The sequence below is a fragment of the Sphingomonas rustica genome, from assembly GCF_039652585.1.
In the GTDB taxonomy this organism is placed as follows: domain Bacteria; phylum Pseudomonadota; class Alphaproteobacteria; order Sphingomonadales; family Sphingomonadaceae; genus Sphingomonas; species Sphingomonas rustica.
The window spans coordinates 680,102-698,110 of the sequence record NZ_JBDIZK010000001.1; the positions used below are offsets into that span (position 1 = coordinate 680,102).

Below are 18,009 nucleotides of genomic sequence, written 5' to 3' on the forward strand. Positions count from 1 at the left end.
ATCGCACAAGAACGGTGCCCGACAGTGGCAAAAGCCCGGACCGCATGACATGCTGGGCTGGTGACGTGGTTTAGCTCGATCAAGCTCGTCGAATACCGGCCGAACAGCCGCATGGAGAGCCATGCGCACGAGCAGGCCAGCCTGAGCCTGATCGTCGACGGCCGATATGATGAGCAGGTTCAGGACAAGACTGCCCGGCATGGCCCCGGACACATGCTCTATTGCCCCGCTGGCGTCGAACACGCGCAGTCCTTCCTCGGCGCAGGGGCCTGGCAGGCGCTCATCACCCCGGCTAGCGATTGTCTGGATGCCCTGAGCGAGGGCATCGATCTGGCAGATGCATCATTTCAGACGAGCGAGCAGTTCGCGACCCTGGGCCGGCGAATGGCTGGCGAGCTGCGCCGGAGCGATCGGTTCAGCTCGCTCGCGCTTGAGGCACTCGCATTGGAAGCGGCGACGTTGTTCGCCCGCGCGACCTGCAGCCATGACCGCCCGCCCAGATGGCTGCTGCGCGTGCTCGACTATGTCCGGGATCATGGGAGCCAGGTCTTCACGATCGACGACGTCGCCCGCGCTGTCGAGTGCAGGCCCGAAGATATCGGGCCTGCACTCAAGGCGCATCACGGTGTATCCCTTGCAGGCCTGGCGCGCCGTTGCCGCCTCGAAGCCGTGGCCAGGATGCTGGTGGCCGACGAGCTTCCGATCAGCGCGATCGCCGTCGATTGCGGATTCTGCGACCAGGCCCACCTCACCCGCGCGTTCAAGAGCGTCTACGGCATCACGCCGGGCGCTTTCCGAAGAATGAAGCCCGCCACCGCGCTGCTTACAAAAGGGCGATAGGCGTTCAATACGGCCGTTTCAGGCACCGCTAGATCATGTGCGATCACGGTCCCGGAGCATGCCATGTCTTTTATCACCAAATTCGTCCTCGGTTCGGCGGCTGCAGCACTGCTCGTCGCCAATGCTCCGGCGTCGACCGACCAGGACCGCTGGATGTCGGACTATGAGGCGCTCAAGAGCGCGCTGGAAGCGCAGTACGCCAATCTGACATGGTTCGCCTCCTCGCAAAGTGGCGTCGACCTGCCCGCGCTTGATCGAGCCACAAGAACCGCGCTCCAGCGGGCGAAAAGCGAGCAGGAAGCGCGGACGGCGCTGCTTGCCTTTCAAAGCGCGTTTCATGACGGACATTTCGTCGGGCGCGCGAGTCCGGACCCAGCGTCATCGGAAAGCCCCGAACCCGACATGCCCGATCTCAAGGCCACGGACGACGCCGGTCGCGCCTGTGTCGCCCTCGGTTATGCTGGCGCGCAGGCCCAGTTTTCGCTGCCGATCGAGACGCTGGCCGGCTTCAGCCTTGCGACGGATGGTGAGGCGCAGCCGTTCAGGACGGGGATCATGACCATGGGCTCGCACCGCATCGGGGTCGTGCGGATCGAAAGCTTCGCGATGGACAATTTTCCATCGCTATGCCGGCTCAGCTGGAACGTCGAGGGGGTCAACCAACAGGGCGATGTCAGTCAAAGCGCGCTCGAACGGGCTGTGGCAAAGGCGTGGTATAGCGAACTCGCGGCAAGACTGCGCTGGCTGGCCAGCCAGAATGTCGAGGCGGTTCTCGTCGACATCGGCGGCAATAGCGGCGGGGACGATTCCGGCGATATCGCCACGCGCCTGTTCACCGATCGCGTCGTCAAATCCTCGCCCCTGCTCGTCAAGAAGGGCCCGTCCGCCAAAACTTATCTGGCAGAGCAGGTGCAGCAGGTCGACTATGGCTTGAGCCTGCGTCCTGATAGAGAGGGAGCACGGCTGCTGACCCAGGCCCGGGCGCGACTGGCCGCAACCGATGCAGCACCGCCGCCGGCTGCCTGTAGCCTGTCCTGGGTCTGGCGCGAGCAACGCCCATGGAATCCCTTCGGACCCTGCAGTGACTTGGTGCAGATCGGAAGCGCTGGCGGGCCGATGGACAGCCTTGGTCCGGCCGTCATCCCCCAGCCACGCATCGCCAGGCGGCTGTCCTGGGCGATCGATGCAAGGGACAACTGGGGCGCATGGACCGGCCCCACCTACGTCTTCGTGGATGGCCGCACCGCGTCGTCAGCGGAGATGTTTGCTGCGACGCTCCAGAACAATGGCGTCGCGCGCATTGTCGGCGTCCCATCGGCCGGAGCCGGATGTGGGGCGATGGGCCCAGACGGAATGGCAATACTGCCGGCCACACGACTGACCTTCCGCTTCCCGACGTGCGTCCGGCTTCGTCCCGACGGAAGCAACGAGGTCGCCGGCATCACCCCCGACATCCCCGTCAAGCCGACGCAGGGCGAGAGCAGGCGCGCACGCGCGGTTCGAATGTTCGGCGCGCTGATCGCGGACCTGCCTGGACAACGCGGCAAGCGCTGAACGCACCTCACGGACCATCCTGCGGACTGCGGAGCCGACGCCGCCAAGGGTGTCAAAACGCGTATTGGCGCCGAAAGCCCAAGCGAGAAAGGTCAGGCATCGCCGCTAAGTTCACCACATGCGCTGTCGTGACTAGCGACCCGGCTCGCGTTCCGCACCTTGCTCGGAATGAGCCCGAAGGCGCGCAAAGGAGAGCAAAGCGAGAGGATAGGGCTAAGCATCCTATTCTCGGCGCGAGGTCGACACCAGCGTGCGCGACTGGTGCACTGCGATGCCGATGGATCAGGACAGCTGGCCATCGGTACGAGGTTCGGCTCTGCGCTGAACGGGGTGCGCCAAAGAAGCTCCGTTCTCTGGCCATCGGCACGGGGAGGCGCATATCCTGGCGTGGTCCGTCCTGCCGACCACGCACAGCGCCATTTTGAAGGAAGCTCGGATTGGCGGACTTCAAGCGTATCTGCTGGCGGGTAACGTCATGCTCCACCACAGGCCGCCCCGAGGGCTTCCCGAACGCACCCGCGTAAGGCCGGAAGCACTTCCCTTTCGAACCAGGGATTCTTGACCATCCAGCCGCGCGAGCGCCAGGACGGGTGTGGCAACGGAAAGTGCGACGGCAAATAGCGATCGAACTGGCGGACTCGGTCGGTCATTCGACCCGGCCCGAGCGCATGTTCCTGGGCGAAGGTTCCGACGAGCAGCGTCAGCCGAAGCGAAGACAACTCCCTCAGCAGTGGCCAACGCCATAGCTTCGCACATTCCGCTCGCGGAGGAGCGTCCCCACCGCTCGCCGCTCGGCCTGGATAGCACAAGCCCATTGGCAGAATCGCGACGCGACGCGGGTCGTAAAAGATATCGTCGGCGATTCCCATCCAGTGCCGAAGCTGCTCGCCCGACGCGTCGTCGAAGGGCTTGCCGCTGTTATGAGCGCGTGTCCCGGGTGCCTGGCTCGCAACGAGCAGGGTGGCCGTCTTCGACATCTGCAGAATAGGCCTGGGACCAAGCGGAAGATGTGGCATGCATTCGCAGCATGAGCGGACCTGGGCCAGCAACGTATCGAGATCGGGTTGGGTCATCTCTCTGTTAAAGAAAGGAACTCTCACCTCGTTCCCCTCGTTCTGAGCATCGCATTGCGAGATAGTGTTCGGCCGGTTGCTTCTTGTCACGTTGAGCGGCGGCGCCCCCCATATTCGAGAGGACGGGTGGTGGAGATGCAGCGAAAGCAGAGTGGCTCAACCATCGTAATTCCAACGATCAAGCGTGAAAGCAGTGGGCGATCGGCCGCTGAGCGACGCGGATCACCAGACCGTTGCAGCGTTCAGAGAGGATCCCCGCAGGTTTCTTCGGTTCAGCGAGAACGCAGCCGAGGTGGCCGGAGTCACCGCGCAGTACTATCAGCTACTTCTTGCCCTATGCGCCTCCGGTGGGCCGATTGTCCGTGGGCGAGCTGGCAGAACGGCTGCTGCTTCAGCCTCCCAGTACCAGGTGGATTGATCAATCGGATGGAGTCAGCGGTAGTGGTCATGCGGTTGAAGTCAGTCAGAGGTGCGCGCCGCGTAGATGTGCGCGCGCCCGATGCCGGTGATGCCTTGCTGCCCTCTCTCGCGAAGGTGCAGCGGAACGAGTTGCAGCGAATGCGGCCTATGGTGACCGATCTGGCAGATCGCGTGGCTTAGGCGCGAGCCCCCGCCAATGACATCAGAAGGTCAGACTCTGCGCGAAGCGCTTCCAGTGTTCACCATCGGTCATTCGACACGGTCGATCGAGGAGTTCGTAACTCTGCTCCGGGCAGGTCGCGTTGAGCTCGTCGTAGACATTCGAACCGTCCCTCGGTCCCGAACCAACCCGCAATATAATCTCGACGTGCTCGCCGATGCGCTTCTTCCATTTCAAATTGCGCACTGCCGCATCGCCGAGTTGGGCGGGTTGCGGAAGAAGTCCGATGTTCCACCGGATGTGAATGGGCTCTGGCGGAACAAGAGCTTCCACAACTATGCAGACTATGCACTTTCCCAGCCGTTCCGTGACGGGCTCGCTATCCTGAACCAGCTCGCGTCAGAGCGCCGGACGGCGATGATGTGCGCCGAGGCGCTCTGGTGGCGCTGTCATCGCCGCATTGTCGCGGATTATCTCATGGGTGAGGGTAAAGAAGTCTTTCACCTGATGGGAGAAGATACCGTTTCCCGGGCGAAGCTGACGGAGGGGGCGATCGTGAGTGGCCACCAGATTCTTTATCCGACAAGCGCCGTTTCAGCTTAGGTTTCGATCAGGTCCCTGATGCGGCTTGCAATGTCGTCCATCGTGAACGGCTTGATCAGGACATGCATGCCCGGCGCAAGGTGGCCATGGCTCAGAACCGCATTTTCGGCGTAGCCGGTGATGAAGAGGATTTTGAGGTCGGGACGATGGCGGTTGGATCGACCAATCCTCAGATTCGAACCGCAGCCCCAGTCTGCGACTTCGAGGACCCTCGCCCACAGCGTGATGACGAAAGCTGAAAGTCGCTTGAATTCGAGACCCGTCTGAGCTGCCCCAGAGATGTCCGTCCAGACACCAGCCGGTGCCTGACGCGAAGTTTGGAATCCGGCGATCCTTAGGCCCGAACCCAAGACGCTGAGTCGCTTGGGCGGAGGCCCAGATGACACCGACGAAGCTCCTCATTGGCCAGATGCTGATTGTCGCCGCGATCGTCATCGCGGGCATCTGGTTCGCGACCCAGTGGGCGGCTGCGGCGCTGGCCTACCAGCCCGAACTCGGCGCGCCCTGGTTCCGGTTGGGCGATCTGCCCGTCTATGCGCCCTGGTCGATCTTCCCCTGGTGGTTCCATTTCGACGCCTACGCCCCGGTCGTGTTCGACGAAGCCGGCGCGATCGCCGCGGCCGGTGGGATGGTGGGGTGCGGCGCAGCGGTCGCCGGTTCGATCTGGCGCGCACGCCAGCAAGGCAATGTCACCACCTATGGCTCGGCGCGCTGGGCGAATCCCCGCGACATCCGCGCCGCCGGACTCGCCGCCGACGCCGGCGTGTTTCTGGGCCGGGTCGCGTCGCACTATCTGCGCCATGACGGGCCGGAGCATGTCATGGCGTTCGCGCCGACGCGCTCGGGCAAGGGCGTCGGCCTCGTCGTGCCGACCCTGCTTGGCTGGACTGGCTCGGCGGTCGTCCACGACATCAAGGGCGAGAATTGGCAGCTGACCGCCGGCTGGCGCTCGCACTTCTCGCACTGCCTGCTCTTCAATCCGACCGATGCGCGCTCCGCGCGCTACAACCCCCTGCTCGAGGTGCGTCGCGGTACCGACGAGGTCCGCGACGTCCAGAACATCGCCGACATCCTGGTCGATCCCGAGGGTGGGCTCGAACGCCGCAATCACTGGGAGAAGACCAGCCACTCTCTGCTGGTCGGCGCGATCCTGCACATTCTCTATGCCGAGGAGGAGAAGACGCTCGCCCAGGTCGCGACCTTCCTGTCCGACCCCGAGCGCCCGTTCGTCGCGACGCTGCGCGCGATGATGACGACCAACCACCTCGGCAGCGAGGAAATGCCCCTCGTGCATCCGGTCGTCGCCTCGGCCGCGCGCGAGCTGCTCAACAAGTCCGAGAACGAGCGCTCGGGCGTGCTGTCGACGGCAATGTCGTTCCTCGGCCTCTACCGCGACCCGACCGTCGCCGCGGTCACCGCAGCTTCGGACTGGCGGGTCGAGGACCTTGTCTCGGCACGGCATCCGGTCTCGCTCTATCTGGTCGTCCCGCCCTCGGACATCAGCCGCACCAAGCCGCTGATCCGGCTGGTGCTCAACCAGATCGGCCGTCGCCTGACCGAGCAACTCCATGCCGCGGGCACGCCCGGCCGCCACCGGCTGCTGATGATGCTGGACGAGTTCCCGGCGCTCGGCCGCCTGGATTTCTTCGAGACCAGCCTGGCGTTCCTCGCCGGCTACGGTGTGCGCGCCTTCCTGATCGCGCAAAGCCTGAACCAGATCGAGAAGGCGTATGGCGAACACAACGCCATCCTCGACAATTGCCATGTCCGCGTCGCCTTCGCGACGAACGACGAGCGGACCGCGAAGCGCATCTCCGACGCGCTCGGCACCGCCACCGAGCAGCGCTCGATGAGAAATTATGCCGGCCACCGCCTCGCCCCGTGGCTCGCGCACGTCATGGTCAGCCGCCAGGAGACCGCGCGTGCGCTGCTGACGCCTGGCGAAGTCATGCAGCTGCCGCCGACCGACGAGGTTGTGCTCGTCGCGGGCTGCCCGCCGGTGCGCGCCAGTAAGTTGCGCTACTTCGAGGACGCGCAGTTCAAGCTGCGGATCCTGCCGCCCCCGGCGCTCGGCAAAGACGGGGCTGGCGATTTGCCGCCAAGGCGCCCTCATGACTGGGAGGAGCGCGTTCGCCCGGTCGACGCAAGACTCGCCGAAGTTGTGGCTGACGAAGACGAGGACGCAGGCGGACTCGAGCAGGTGCGCCATCCCGCCCAGGAAGTGACGATCGCGGCGCCGATCGACCAGACGCCCGCCGACCCGTTCTGCCTGGGCGAGGATGAAGGCGACCCCGCCGCCGACAAGCGCGCGATGGATCAGGCCGCGAGCACCGCCCGGCGTGCCTATGCAATCGACATGACCGATACGCGGCCCGGCAATCTCGAGCTGGACTTCTGAGATGGCCGACCGCGTCCGCCACCAGCTGTTCCTGCCGAAAGCGACCAGCGACCGGCTGGAGGCGCTGGCCGCCGCGCCCGGCGCCACCAAGTCCGCGATCCTCGCCGACGCGGTCACCGCCTGGCTGAACCGTCGCGGCGCGTCCGAGCTCGAGGAGCGCTTCGCGCTGCGACTCGACCGCATGTCCAATGCGCTTGGCCGCATCGAGCGCGACGAACATGTCGTGCTGGAGACGCTCGCACTCTTCATCCGCTTCGAGCTCGCGATCCAGGCGCCGCTCGCCGAGAACGACCTGGCTGGCCGTGCGCTCGCCCGCGAACGTTTCGAGGCATTCGTCACCCAGGTCGGCCGCGCCGTCGCGACGGGTCGGCGTACGCTTCTCCGGACGGAGGAGGAACGATGAACGAGACCCTCTCGTCCCATCGCCGGCGGGCGATGCTCCAGACCGCGATGGGCCCGGACATCGCCTCGGCCCTTGCCGACAGCCAGGTGGTCGAGGTCATGGTAAACCCCGACGGCTCGCTGCGCCTCGACCGGCTCGGCGAGGGCAGGATCGACACGGGTATCGTCCTCGAGCCCGCGCAGGTCGAGCGGATCGTGCGGCTGGTTGCCAGCCATGCCCGCGCCGAAGCCCATGCCGGCCAACCGATCCTCTCGGCCGAACTGCCGGCGCATCTCGACGGGCGTGCAGGCGAACGGTTCGAAGGCGTGCTGCCGCCGGTCTCGGCCGGCCCCTGCTTCTCGATCCGCAAGCCCGCGCAGCGTCTCTACACGCTCGACGATTATGCCGCGGACGGGATCATGTCGGTCACAATGGCCGGCATGTTGCGCACAGCGGTTGCGCAGCGCTTCAACATCCTGATCGCTGGCGGAACCAGCTCGGGCAAGACCACGCTCGCGAACGCCTTGCTCGCCGAGATGCGCTGGGCCGACGCGCGCGTCATCCTGATCGAGGATACGCGCGAGCTGCAAAGCCCGGCGCCCGACACGGTGGCGCTGCGCACCCGACCTGGCCTCGTCTCGATGACCGACCTGGTACGCTCGACGCTCCGCCTCAGGCCAGACCGGATCATCGTCGGCGAAGTGAGAGGTCCCGAGGCGCTCGACATGCTCAAGGCCTGGAACACCGGGCACCCCGGCGGAATCGCGACGGTGCACGCCAATTCGGCCGAGGCCGCGCTCTACCGGATCGAGCAGCTCGTGCAGGAGGCGGTGGTCACCGTGCCCAGACGCCTCATTGCCGAGGCGATCGACCTCATCGTCTTCATCGCCGGCCGCGGCGCCCAGCGCTCGGTCGACGCGATCGCGCGTGTCGTCGGCGTCGATCCGGACACCGGCGCCTACGCGCTCGCCCCCTTCCATCTGCCCCCCAAACAAGGAGACCAACCATGAAGACGATCCGCTTGCCCGCGAAGCCGCCCTTGCTGGCCGGCGCCGCTCTTGTCCTGATGGCCGCTGCCCAGGCCTATGCTTCGGGGACCGGAATGCCGTGGGAGGAGCCGCTGCAGCAGGTGCTGGAGTCGGTCCAGGGCCCGGTCGCCAAGATCGTCGCGGTGATCATCATCATCGTCACCGGCCTGACGCTCGCCTTCGGGGAAACCGCCGGTGGGTTCCGCCGTCTCATCCAGATCGTCTTCGGCCTGTCGATCGCGTTCGCGGCCTCGAGCTTCTTTCTGTCCTTCTTCTCTTTTGGCGGCGGGGCGCTGCTCTCGTGATCGGCCCCGACTCTTTCGGCTCCCAGCATCTCGACGGGTTCGAGGCGCCGCTCCACCGCGCGCTCGCGGAGCCGATCCTGCTCGGCGGCGCGCCCCGCGCCATCGCGATCATCAACGGCACCGTCGCTGCCGCGCTCGGCCTCGGTCTCCAGCAATGGATCGCGGGCGTGCTGGTCTGGGCCGTCGGCCACACGATCGCGGTATTCGCGGCGAAGCGCGATCCCGATTTCGTAGCGGTGCTCGCCCGCCACCTTCGGCAGCGGGGATATTTCGCATGCTGAACTTGCGCGAATATCGCAGTCGCGCAGACCGGCTTGCCGATCACCTGCCCTGGGCCGCGCTCGTCGCACCCGGCGTGGTGCTCAACAAGGACGGGAGCTTCCAGCGCACGCTGCGGTTCCGCGGCCCCGACCTCGAATCCGCGACCGAGGCCGAGTTGGTCTCGGCATGCGCACGCGCGAACAACGTCCTGAAGCGGTTCGGCTCGGGCTGGGCGCTTCACATCGAGGCCGAGCGCCGAGAGGCGCCGGGTTATCCGCCGAGCGGCTTCCCCGACGCGGCGTCCTGGATCGTCGACGAGGAACGGCGCGCCGCGTTCGAAGCAGCGGGGGCCCATTTCGAGAGCCGCTACCATCTGACCCTGACCTTCCTGCCGCCGCCGGACCAGGCCGACAGCGCCGGGCGAGCACTCGTCGAGCGCGCCGATGCTGCCAAGGGCCGCGACTGGCGGCAGGCGCTGGCCGGGTTCGTCGCCGAGACCGATCGCGCACTCGACCTCTTCTCGGGCTTCATGCCGGAGATCGCCGCGCTCGACGACGCGCAGACCCTTACATTCCTCCACGGCACCATCTCGACCCGGCACCACGACGTGGCCGTGCCTGAGACGCCGATGTATCTCGACGGGCTGCTCGCCGACACCCCGCTGACCGGCGGGCTCGAGCCGATGCTAGGGTCGCTGCACCTGCGCACGCTGACCCTCCTGGGCTTTCCCGGCCTCAGCCGGCCCGGGTTTCTCGACGCGCTCAACCACCAGGACTTCGGCTATCGCTGGGTCACGCGGTTCATCGCGCTCGACAAGACTGAGGCGGCCAAGGCGCTGACGCGGCTGCGCCGCTTATGGTTCAACAAGCGCAAGTCGATCACCGCGCTCCTGCGCGAGGTCATCTACAACCAGCCGGTCCAGCTGCTCGACAGCGATGCCGACAACAAGATGGCCGATGCCGACCTGGCACTTCAGGCACTCGGCGGCGACCATGTCGCGTTCGGATATCTCACCACGACGATCACCGTCGCCGACGAGGACCGTGCCCGTGTCGAGGACAAGGTCCGCGCGGTCGAGCGGGTCGTGGGCGGGCTGGGCTTCACCTGCATCCGCGAAGGGATGAATGCGGTCGAAGCTTGGCTTTCGAGCCTGCCGGGGCAGGTCTATGCCAACGTCCGGCAGCCGCTGGTCCATACGCTCAACCTTGCGCATCTGATGCCGCTGTCGAGCGTCTGGGCCGGGCCCGCGCATAACCGCCACCTGGCCGGGCCGCCGTTGCTCCATGCCGAGACCAGCGGATCCACCCCGTTCCGACTGTCGACGCATGTCGGCGATGTCGGGCACATGACGATTGTCGGGCCGACCGGCGCCGGCAAGTCGGTCCTGCTCGCCCTGATCGCGCTCCAGTTCCGTCGCTATCCGGGCAGCCAGATATACGTCTTCGACATGGGCCGCTCGGCGCGCGCGGCGGTGCTGGCCATGGGCGGCGCGCATCACGGCCTCGGGCTCGGCGGCGAGGCCGGCGAGACGATCGCGTTCCAGCCGCTCGCTCGCATCGACGAGGCCGGTGAGCGCGCCTGGGCAGCCGAGTGGATCGCGGCGCTGCTTGCACAAGAGAAAGTCGCGGTCACGCCGGAGATCAAGGAGGCGGTCTGGTCGGCGCTGACGAGCCTGGCGAGCGCGCCCATTGAGGAGCGAACGCTCACCGGCCTCTCGCTGCTGCTCCAGTCGACGGCGCTTCGCTCGGCGCTCGCGCCCTACACGCTGGAGGGTCCCTTCGGCCGTCTTCTCGATGCAGCCGAGGACGATCTGCGGATGGCCGACGTCCAGTGCTTCGAGACCGAGGCGCTGATGGGCGCCGGCAGCGTGGTCGCGCCGGTCCTCACCTATCTTTTCCATCGTCTCGAGGCGCGGTTCACCGGGCGTCCGACGCTTCTGGTTCTGGACGAGGCCTGGAAGTTCCTCGACCACCCCTTGTTCGCCGCGCGCATCCGAGAATGGCTGAAGACCCTGCGCAAGAAGAATGTCGCGGTGATCTTCGCGAGCCAGAGCCTCGCCGACATTGCCGGCAGCGGTATCGCGCCTGCCATCATAGAAAGCTGCCCGCAACGCATCCTGCTTCCCAATGCCGCGGCGATCGAGCCGCAGGGACGCGCAGCCTATCAGCGATTCGGTCTCAACGACCGGCAGATCGAGCTCGTCAGTCGCGCGACGCCCAAGCGGCATTATTACCTCCAGTCCGCCGCTGGCAACCGCCTGTTCGAGCTGAGCCTCGGGCCCATCGCGCTCGCGCTGTGCGGCGCCTCCGATCCCGCCACCCAAGCGCGCATCGACGCGCTGCTCGCCGAACATGGTCCAGGCGGTTTCGCCCAGCGCTTCCTCGCCGACGCTGAGCTCGAATGGGCCGCGGCGCTGCTCGCCCAATTCCCCGATCCCCAAGCGAAGGAGTAGATGTGATGCCTGCCCTCACCCGTAAATATCTGATCGCCGCGACGCTCGGTCTTGGCGCCGTCGGCTCGCTGACCATGGGCTTCGCCACCTCGGCACATGCCCAAATCACCGTGTTCGACCCCACCAATTACAGCCAGACGGTCCTGACGGCGGCACGCACGCTCCAGCAGGTCAACAACCAGATCCAGTCGCTACAGAACGAAGCGCAGATGCTGCTGCAGCTTGACCGGAATCTGAAGACTATCCCGTTTCCGCAACTCCAGGCACTGCTCGAAAAGCTGAACGGCATCGACCATCTGATGAAGCAGGCCCAGAGCGTCGACTTCGAGATGGATCAGCTCGAGGCAAGGCTGCGGACACTCTATCCGCGCAGCTTCGACCCCGCCTCGACGCGTGACCAGCGGCTTCAGGCAGCCCGGGCGCGCTACGACGCGAGCACCGACGCATTGCGCCGAACGATGACCATCCAGAGCGGGATCGTGCAGCAGGCGCGCGAAGACGCCGAGGCGCTGGCCGAGATCGCGGCACGCAGCCAAGGGGCGGAAGGCGCGCTGGCCGTCGGGCAGGCCACCAACCAGCTCCTCGCGCTCACCGCCAAGCAGGGCATGGCGCTGCAGCAGATGATGGCCGCGCAGTTCCGCGCCGATGCGCTCGAGAAGCAGCGTCAGCTGACCGAGTCGGAAGCATCTCGTGACGCGACGCGCAGGTTCCTGGGAAACGGCCAGGCCTACACGCCGCAGCGCTAGCGAGACCGGGCGCGGCGATACCAGCCCCCTGTCGTCGCGTCCGCAGCTGCGGGGCCCTGGTCGATGCTCCCCCGCCAGGGTCCCGCGGCACCCTCAAGCAAGGACAGACCCGTGAACGACCTCAACGTCATCGACCGGTTCATGGCCGACTTCACCCGCTACATCGACAGCGGCTTCGGCCTGCTTGGACCCGATGTCGGCTTCCTGACCTCGGTGCTGATCGGCATCGACATCACCCTCGCAGGATTGTTCTGGGCGATGGGCGGCGAAGATGACGTGATCGGCCGCTTCCTCAAGAAGATCCTCTATATCGGCGTGTTCGCGCTGATCCTGAACCGCTTCCAGACGCTCGCCGACATCATCTTCCGATCCTTCGCCCAGGCAGGCCTCACCGCCGGCGGGGGGACGCTTTCAGCCGAGGACCTGCTGCGCCCTGGCCGCTTGGCGGGCACCGGCTTCGAGGCCGCCTGGCCGCTGCTCGACCAGGTGTCGGACATGATCGGCTTCATGTCCTTCTTCGACAATTTCCTGACGATCATGGTTCTGCTGGTCGCCTGGCTGATCGTGATCGTCGCCTTCTTCATCCTCGCGGTGCAGATGTTCGTCTGCATCCTCGAGTTCAAGCTGACGACGCTCGCCGGCTTCATCCTCGTGCCGTTCGCGCTGTGGAATCGCACCAGCTTCCTCGCCGAGCGGGTGCTCGGCAACGTGATCTCGTCCGGCATCAAGGTGATGGTGCTTGCCGTCATCGTCGGCATCGGATCGGGATTCTTCACAGAATTCGTCGCCGCACTCCAGGGCCGGGAGCCCGATATCGGCCAGGCGATGAGCCTGGTTCTGGCCAGCCTCGCGATGCTCGGCCTCGGCATCTTCGGGCCGGGTATCGCGTCGGGCCTCGTGTCCGGTGGGCCGCAACTCGGCGCCGGATCAGCAGTCGCGACGACGGCGCTCGCAGCAGGCGGCATGGCGGTCGCCGGCGGCGCCGGCGCGGCCGCGGGCAAGGCGCTTGCAGGGGGCGGGCTCAGCGCGATCCGCGCTGGCACGGCGATGGGGTCGGCTGCGTCGACCGCATACAGGCTGGGCCAGGAGACCTCCGGCTCGAAGTCGGTTGCCGCCGGGATGAGCGGCATTGCGAGCGCCGCTCGTGGCGCCCTCTCCCAGCGTATGGGCGGCGGCCTCGGGCTCCGCGCAGCAGCCGCTGAAGGCCAGCGCGCCGCATGGAATGCCGGTACGACGGGCGGACAGGCAGGTTCCAGCAATGCCGCGGCGTCAGCGTCAGACGCGGTGCCGGGTTGGGCGCGCGATCTCCAGAACAGGCAATCCCGCCGCCATCATCGCCAGGCCGCGATCCACGCGCTTCAAGGCTCGGATCGCGGCGGCGGCGGCGCCACCCCCGACATCAAGGAGAAGGACTGATGCGCTTCAAACGTGCCGTCCAGCGCTACGGGCGCACGGACGAACCCGAGACGCCCTACCGGCGCGCGGGCCAGCTGTGGGACGAACGGATCGGCTCTGCCCGGGCCCAGGCGAGCAACTGGCGGCTGATGGCATTCGGCGGGCTGGCGCTGACGGCCGGTCTGTCGGGCGCCCTCGTCTGGCAGTCGATGCAGAGCCGCGTCGTGCCCTATGTGGTCGCGGTCGACAGCCTCGGCCAGGCCCAGGCCGTGTCCCGGGCCGACGCCGAATACCGGCCTACCGATCCCCAGATTTCCTGGTTCCTGGCGCGGTTCATCACCGACATAAGGGGGCGCTCGCTCGACGCTGTACTCATGCGGGAGAACTGGCTGCAGGCCTATGACTTCGCGTCGAAGCGCGGGGCGATCTTCCTCGGCGAATATGCCCGCTCGTCGAACCCGTTCGCCGATGTCGGCGACAGGACCGTGTCCGTCCAGGTCACCAGCGTCGTTCGAGCATCAGCATCGAGCTTCCAGATCAAATGGTCCGAGCGCGCCTATGAGCGCGGTAGCCTCGCGGGCACGTCGCGCTGGACCGCTATCGTCACCGTCCTGCTCAAGCCGCCGCGCGACGCCGAGACGCTCCGCAGGAATCCGCTTGGCCTCTATGTCGATGCGATCGACTGGAGCCGCGAGCTCGAGACGCCGGCCGATCATGCGCCGGTCGGGAGCGCAACTCCCGTGCCGGATCCGAGCATGCCCAGCGGATCTCCGCTCGATCCCGGCCTCGGCCAGCCCTCCCTAACCCAACCGGAGAACCGTCCATGAACCGCATCCTGCTTGCGGCGAGCGCGCTCGTCGCTGTGCCCGCTTTCGCGCAAACCTCGCCGCCCCAGCCGCCTCAGGCCGCTACGGCGAGTCCCAGCTCGCCGCCGGTCGCGACTACCATCGCTCTCCCGTCGGTGGTGCCTCCCGTGGCGCCCCGTCGCCACAAGCCGTCGCCGGCCGAGCTTCGGGTTCGCGCGGCAAATGCGAAAGCGACCCGGGAGCCTGCGACCCCGGACTTCATCCACGCCGTTCAGGTCTACCCCTATGGTGAGGGTGTCCTCTATCGCCTGTTTGCCGCGCCGGAGCGGGTCAGCGACATCGCCCTGCAACCCGGCGAGGCGATCGTGTCGGTCGCGGCGGGCGATACGGCGCGGTGGACGATCGGCGACACGACCAGCGGTGCCGGCGAGAACAGGCGCGTCCATATCCTGGTCAAGCCGTTCGCAGCCGGGCTCTCGACCAACCTCGTTATCACGACCGACCGGCGCGCCTATCACCTGCAGCTCGACAGCACCCCTGCTACCGCCATGGCTGCCTTGTCCTGGACCTATCCCCAGGACGAGATGATCGCGATCCGCCGCCAGCAGGCGTCGGCAGAAGCGGCAAGGCCGGTCGCTTCGGGGCTCGCGGTCGAGCGGCTCGACTTTGGCTATATTGTGACGGGCGACAGGCCGGTCTGGCGGCCGCTGCGCGCGTTTAACGACGGACGACAGACATTCGTGGAGTTCCCGGCGAGCATCGCCGTCGGCGAGGCACCGCCGCTGTTCGTCATCGGCGACCAAGGCGATGCACAGCTCGTCAACTACCGCATGGCCGGACGCTTCTATGTAATCGACCGGCTGTTCGACGCCGCAGAGCTCCGACTCGGCGGCAAGAAGCAGGTCGTGGTCCGCATCAGTCGCGCCGGAACCAGCCCGAATCGGCAGCGGAGGGCGTCGTGAGCGAGGCCGGGCCCGCCGCGGCGACCGCGACCAAGCTCGATCCGGAGACGCTGGTGCTGCGCGGGCGCCCTAGCCGGATCATCCGCGTTCGCCGGGGAGCGATCATCGCGATCGCGGCGCTGGGATCTACAGCCATCGTGGGTGTCACCTGGGTCGCGCTCAAGCCCGCGACCTTCCGCATCGTCGCCGGCGCCGATGACCGGAGGGATATCGCCAGCCGGGCAACCGATGACGCCCTCGCTGGCGCGCCGAAAAGCTACGGCGACGTGCCCAAACTTGGGCCCCCGCTTCCGGGCGACCTCGGGCGCCCGATCCTGCGCCGGCAACAGGCACTCGGCGGTTTGCCGCCTGCGGGTGCCCCGGATCAGGCCGCGCAGGCGGCCGAAGCCGAGCGCCAGCGGCTTCTGGCCGAGCGCAAGGCGGCGCGGGAATCGGGCATCATGATGCAGCTCGGCTCTCCCCAGCACGCAGCTGTTGCGGTTCTGCCGGACTCTGCCGCGGCCGCTGCCCCGACACGGGAGGCGCCCTCGGGGGCGATCGCCGCGTCACCGATGCGAGATACGGGCGGCCAGCAGCGCAAAGCCGACTTCCTTGCCGGCAAGGACGCGACCGGCGACATCAACCCTCATGCGCTAGTGCCACCGGCATCGCCCTACACACTGAGCGCGGGCAGTGTCATCGCTGCGAGCCTCATCACCGGGCTCAATTCGGACCTGCCTGGGTTCGTGACCGCGCAGGTGACCGAGAATGCCTATGACAGCGTCACCGGCCGCATCCTCCTGATCCCGCAAGGTGCCCGGCTGATCGGGAACTACGACAGCGTCGTGGCCTATGGGCAAAGCCGGGCCCTCGTCGTCTGGCAGCGTATCGTCTTCTCCGACGGCAGCTCGATCCGGATCGACAATATGCCAGCGACCGACCTGGCAGGCTATGCCGGCCTTACCGATCAGGTCGACTCCCACACCTGGCAGCTGCTCAAGGGCGTGGCACTGTCGACGCTGCTCGGCGTGGGCTCCGCGCTGAGCTTGGGCGACAGTGAAAGCGATCTCGTCCGCGCGATCCGGGAGTCCGCCCAGCAAGGTACGTCGCGCGCTGGCGACCAGATCGTCACCAGGAACCTCAATGTTCAACCGACCATCAAGGTACGGCCCGGCTGGCCACTCCGCGTCGTGGTTCACAAGGACATCGTCCTCGCGCCACGTCCCGATCAGGAGCGATAAGATGCCCGAACTGAAGCTCGCGCAACTTCCCGACCGCACGCCGGTCAAACTCGGTATCTCCGTGATGCCGGACCTGCACCAGGCGCTCGTCGACTACGCTGCGCTCTATGCCCAGTCCTATGGCCGGGAGGAGCCGGTGGCGGATCTCATCCCGGCGATGCTCGCGGCATTTCTCGAAAGCGATCGCGCATTCAGCAAGGGGAGGTCGAAATGACCCGACGCGCCCTGGAACCCGATGAAGCGACGCTGGAGCCGATCAGCGTGCGGATTTCCACCGCGGTCAGAATCACCGGCATCTGTCGCTCGACGATCTACGAACTCATAGGCGACGGGACGATCGAAACCATGAAGATCGGGCGATCGACCTTCATTCTCTATCCAAGCCTGAAGCGACTGTTCGAGCGGAGCTGAGCCTGTCTGCCAATCGCGAAATCGAAGTCCGCTAGTGCTTAGGTTAGCCCTGTGCTTCAGACCACAGCCATGCGCGAAAAAGACGCGCAGCACGCGAGCGCGTCTCGGCAGGTCCGACAAGGAAGAAGCTGCGTGCCGATCGTTGCCGATGCGCGGTGAGCGCATGCAGCCGCCCGTCGCGTAGAAGACCCGAGATCAGTGGCTCAATGCCGATGGCAACGCCGGCACCGCTCAAGGTTTGCTCGTATAGAAGCAGGGCATCGATCGCACGCGGCCGAGCCGCCTGGCCCTCAAGCTCGACACCGCGAAGCCATTCCTGCCAGAATTCTGGCCGGTGATCCGGTCCGAGCAGTTGATGACGCAGCACATCCTCGGGACAGGTGATCGCGCGCGGATGAGCAGCACTCCAGACCGGCAAGAGATGGATCGGAAGCAGCGGGTCTGTCGCCATCTCGTGATCGAGCGCCAGGCGGATGGCAAAGTCGTACTGCCCGTCGTCGAGCCGCTCAAACGCGATCGAGGTCCGCACGTCCACTTCGATACCGGGGTGCCGCGCGCTGAATGCCGGCAGCCTTGGCAGCAGCCAGCGCGTTGCGAAAGCAGGGATCGTCGTCACCCGCACGACTGCCGCGTCCCGCTTCAGTTCCGCGGCCGCAGCCTGTAACCGGTCGAGAACGGCGACCGCGTGGGCCAGATAATCGTCGCCGGCGCTGGTCAGTACGACACCCCGCGGCACGCGCTCCAGAAGGCGAACACCCAACTCCCTTTCCAGGCCGGCGAGCCGGCGCGACAACGCTGGAACCGACATGGCAACACTCGCACTTGCGGCGGCGAGACTGCCGAGCCGAGCCGTTGCAACGAACGCCTGAAGAGTACGGGTTGAGGGGAGATGCATTGACGGCGACGCTAGCACCGTTGCTGACTTGCAAAAAGTGAAAGGCGGGGTCGAGCTTCGCAATGGCAGCAGATCGGAGGCCTAGCTTATGACTTCGA

Annotated in this window: 18 protein-coding genes and 1 pseudogene; 16 read left to right on the forward strand and 3 right to left on the reverse strand. The window is 66.5% G+C overall.

Annotated features, from left to right (window positions below; translation table 11 throughout):
• Positions 1–60 precede the first annotated feature (60 nt).
• Together TPR58_RS02835 and TPR58_RS02840 are read left to right on the forward strand one after the other, a co-directional pair.
• Positions 61–840, forward strand: coding sequence for an AraC family transcriptional regulator (locus tag TPR58_RS02835; RefSeq protein ID WP_346245079.1), 780 nt, complete (start codon positions 61–63; stop codon positions 838–840).
• A 63-nt stretch (positions 841–903) separates the two neighbouring features.
• The gene (locus TPR58_RS02840) at positions 904–2,394 is read left to right on the forward strand and encodes a S41 family peptidase (RefSeq protein WP_346245080.1); all 1,491 of its coding nucleotides are present in this window, start codon (positions 904–906) and stop codon (positions 2,392–2,394) included.
• Positions 2,395–2,867: 473 nt separating this feature from the next.
• On the opposite strand, the gene TPR58_RS02845 is transcribed toward TPR58_RS02840, so the two are convergent.
• Positions 2,868–3,467: a uracil-DNA glycosylase family protein gene (locus TPR58_RS02845; RefSeq protein WP_346245081.1), complete on the reverse strand. Its 600-nt coding sequence runs from the start codon at positions 3,465–3,467 to the stop codon at positions 2,868–2,870.
• Positions 3,468–4,122: 655 nt separating this feature from the next.
• On the opposite strand from TPR58_RS02845, the gene TPR58_RS02850 reads away from it, so the two are divergent.
• Positions 4,123–4,650 (forward strand): DUF488 domain-containing protein, encoded by a 528-nt coding sequence (locus TPR58_RS02850; RefSeq protein ID WP_346245082.1) that lies wholly within the window; start codon positions 4,123–4,125, stop codon positions 4,648–4,650.
• Here the strand turns inward: TPR58_RS02850 and TPR58_RS22650 are convergent.
• Positions 4,647–4,796 (reverse strand): annotated as a pseudogene (locus tag TPR58_RS22650) (response regulator); the annotation flags it as partial. The gene TPR58_RS02850 and the pseudogene TPR58_RS22650 sit on opposite strands and share 4 nt — an antisense overlap.
• Before the next feature lie 233 nt (positions 4,797–5,029).
• Between TPR58_RS22650 and TPR58_RS02860 the strand changes: the two are divergent.
• The 13 genes from TPR58_RS02860 (at position 5,030) to TPR58_RS02920 (ending at position 17,016) form a co-directional block, all read left to right on the forward strand.
• Positions 5,030–7,048, forward strand: a complete 2,019-nt coding sequence (locus TPR58_RS02860; protein ID WP_346245084.1) for a conjugal transfer protein TraG — start codon at positions 5,030–5,032, stop codon at positions 7,046–7,048.
• Between the two features lies 1 nt (position 7,049).
• Entirely contained in the window at positions 7,050–7,451 is a 402-nt protein-coding gene (locus tag TPR58_RS02865; RefSeq protein ID WP_346245085.1) for a CopG family transcriptional regulator, read from the forward strand.
• Positions 7,448–8,440 (forward strand): P-type conjugative transfer ATPase TrbB, encoded by a 993-nt coding sequence (gene trbB / locus TPR58_RS02870; protein ID WP_346245086.1) that lies wholly within the window; start codon positions 7,448–7,450, stop codon positions 8,438–8,440. Before TPR58_RS02865 ends, trbB begins: the two co-directional genes overlap by 4 nt.
• Positions 8,437–8,763, forward strand: a complete 327-nt coding sequence (locus tag TPR58_RS02875) for a TrbC/VirB2 family type IV secretion system protein (protein WP_346245087.1) — start codon at positions 8,437–8,439, stop codon at positions 8,761–8,763. Before trbB ends, TPR58_RS02875 begins: the two co-directional genes overlap by 4 nt.
• Positions 8,760–9,044, forward strand: coding sequence for a VirB3 family type IV secretion system protein (locus TPR58_RS02880; protein WP_346245088.1), 285 nt, complete (start codon positions 8,760–8,762; stop codon positions 9,042–9,044). The genes TPR58_RS02875 and TPR58_RS02880 overlap by 4 nt, the downstream gene beginning before the upstream one ends.
• Positions 9,038–11,476 carry a conjugal transfer protein TrbE gene (gene trbE / locus TPR58_RS02885; RefSeq protein ID WP_346245089.1) on the forward strand — a complete coding sequence of 813 codons (2,439 nt, stop codon included), beginning with the start codon at positions 9,038–9,040 and terminating at the stop codon, positions 11,474–11,476. Before TPR58_RS02880 ends, trbE begins: the two co-directional genes overlap by 7 nt.
• 5 nt (positions 11,477–11,481) lie before the next feature.
• A complete protein-coding gene (gene trbJ, locus TPR58_RS02890) occupies positions 11,482–12,222 on the forward strand; it encodes a P-type conjugative transfer protein TrbJ (RefSeq protein ID WP_346245090.1) in 741 nt (246 codons plus the stop codon).
• Between the two features lie 111 nt (positions 12,223–12,333).
• Positions 12,334–13,638 carry a P-type conjugative transfer protein TrbL gene (gene trbL, locus TPR58_RS02895; RefSeq protein ID WP_346245091.1) on the forward strand — a complete coding sequence of 435 codons (1,305 nt, stop codon included), beginning with the start codon at positions 12,334–12,336 and terminating at the stop codon, positions 13,636–13,638.
• Positions 13,638–14,444 (forward strand): conjugal transfer protein TrbF, encoded by an 807-nt coding sequence (gene trbF, locus TPR58_RS02900; RefSeq protein WP_346245092.1) that lies wholly within the window; start codon positions 13,638–13,640, stop codon positions 14,442–14,444. Before trbL ends, trbF begins: the two co-directional genes overlap by 1 nt.
• The gene (trbG, locus tag TPR58_RS02905; protein WP_346245093.1) at positions 14,441–15,385 is read left to right on the forward strand and encodes a P-type conjugative transfer protein TrbG; all 945 of its coding nucleotides are present in this window, start codon (positions 14,441–14,443) and stop codon (positions 15,383–15,385) included. Before trbF ends, trbG begins: the two co-directional genes overlap by 4 nt.
• Positions 15,382–16,605, forward strand: a complete 1,224-nt coding sequence (locus TPR58_RS02910; protein ID WP_346245094.1) for a TraB/TrbI/VirB10 family type IV secretion system protein — start codon at positions 15,382–15,384, stop codon at positions 16,603–16,605. The genes trbG and TPR58_RS02910 overlap by 4 nt, the downstream gene beginning before the upstream one ends.
• Before the next feature lies 1 nt (position 16,606).
• The gene (locus tag TPR58_RS02915; protein ID WP_346245095.1) at positions 16,607–16,819 is read left to right on the forward strand and encodes a DUF2274 domain-containing protein; all 213 of its coding nucleotides are present in this window, start codon (positions 16,607–16,609) and stop codon (positions 16,817–16,819) included.
• Positions 16,816–17,016: a hypothetical protein gene (locus TPR58_RS02920; protein WP_346245096.1), complete on the forward strand. Its 201-nt coding sequence runs from the start codon at positions 16,816–16,818 to the stop codon at positions 17,014–17,016. The genes TPR58_RS02915 and TPR58_RS02920 overlap by 4 nt, the downstream gene beginning before the upstream one ends.
• 43 nt (positions 17,017–17,059) lie before the next feature.
• On the opposite strand, the gene TPR58_RS02925 is transcribed toward TPR58_RS02920, so the two are convergent.
• Complete coding sequence (locus TPR58_RS02925; protein ID WP_346245097.1) at positions 17,060–17,911, reverse strand: LysR substrate-binding domain-containing protein; 852 nt, start codon at positions 17,909–17,911, stop codon at positions 17,060–17,062.
• Between the last annotated feature and the right edge of the window lie 98 nt (positions 17,912–18,009).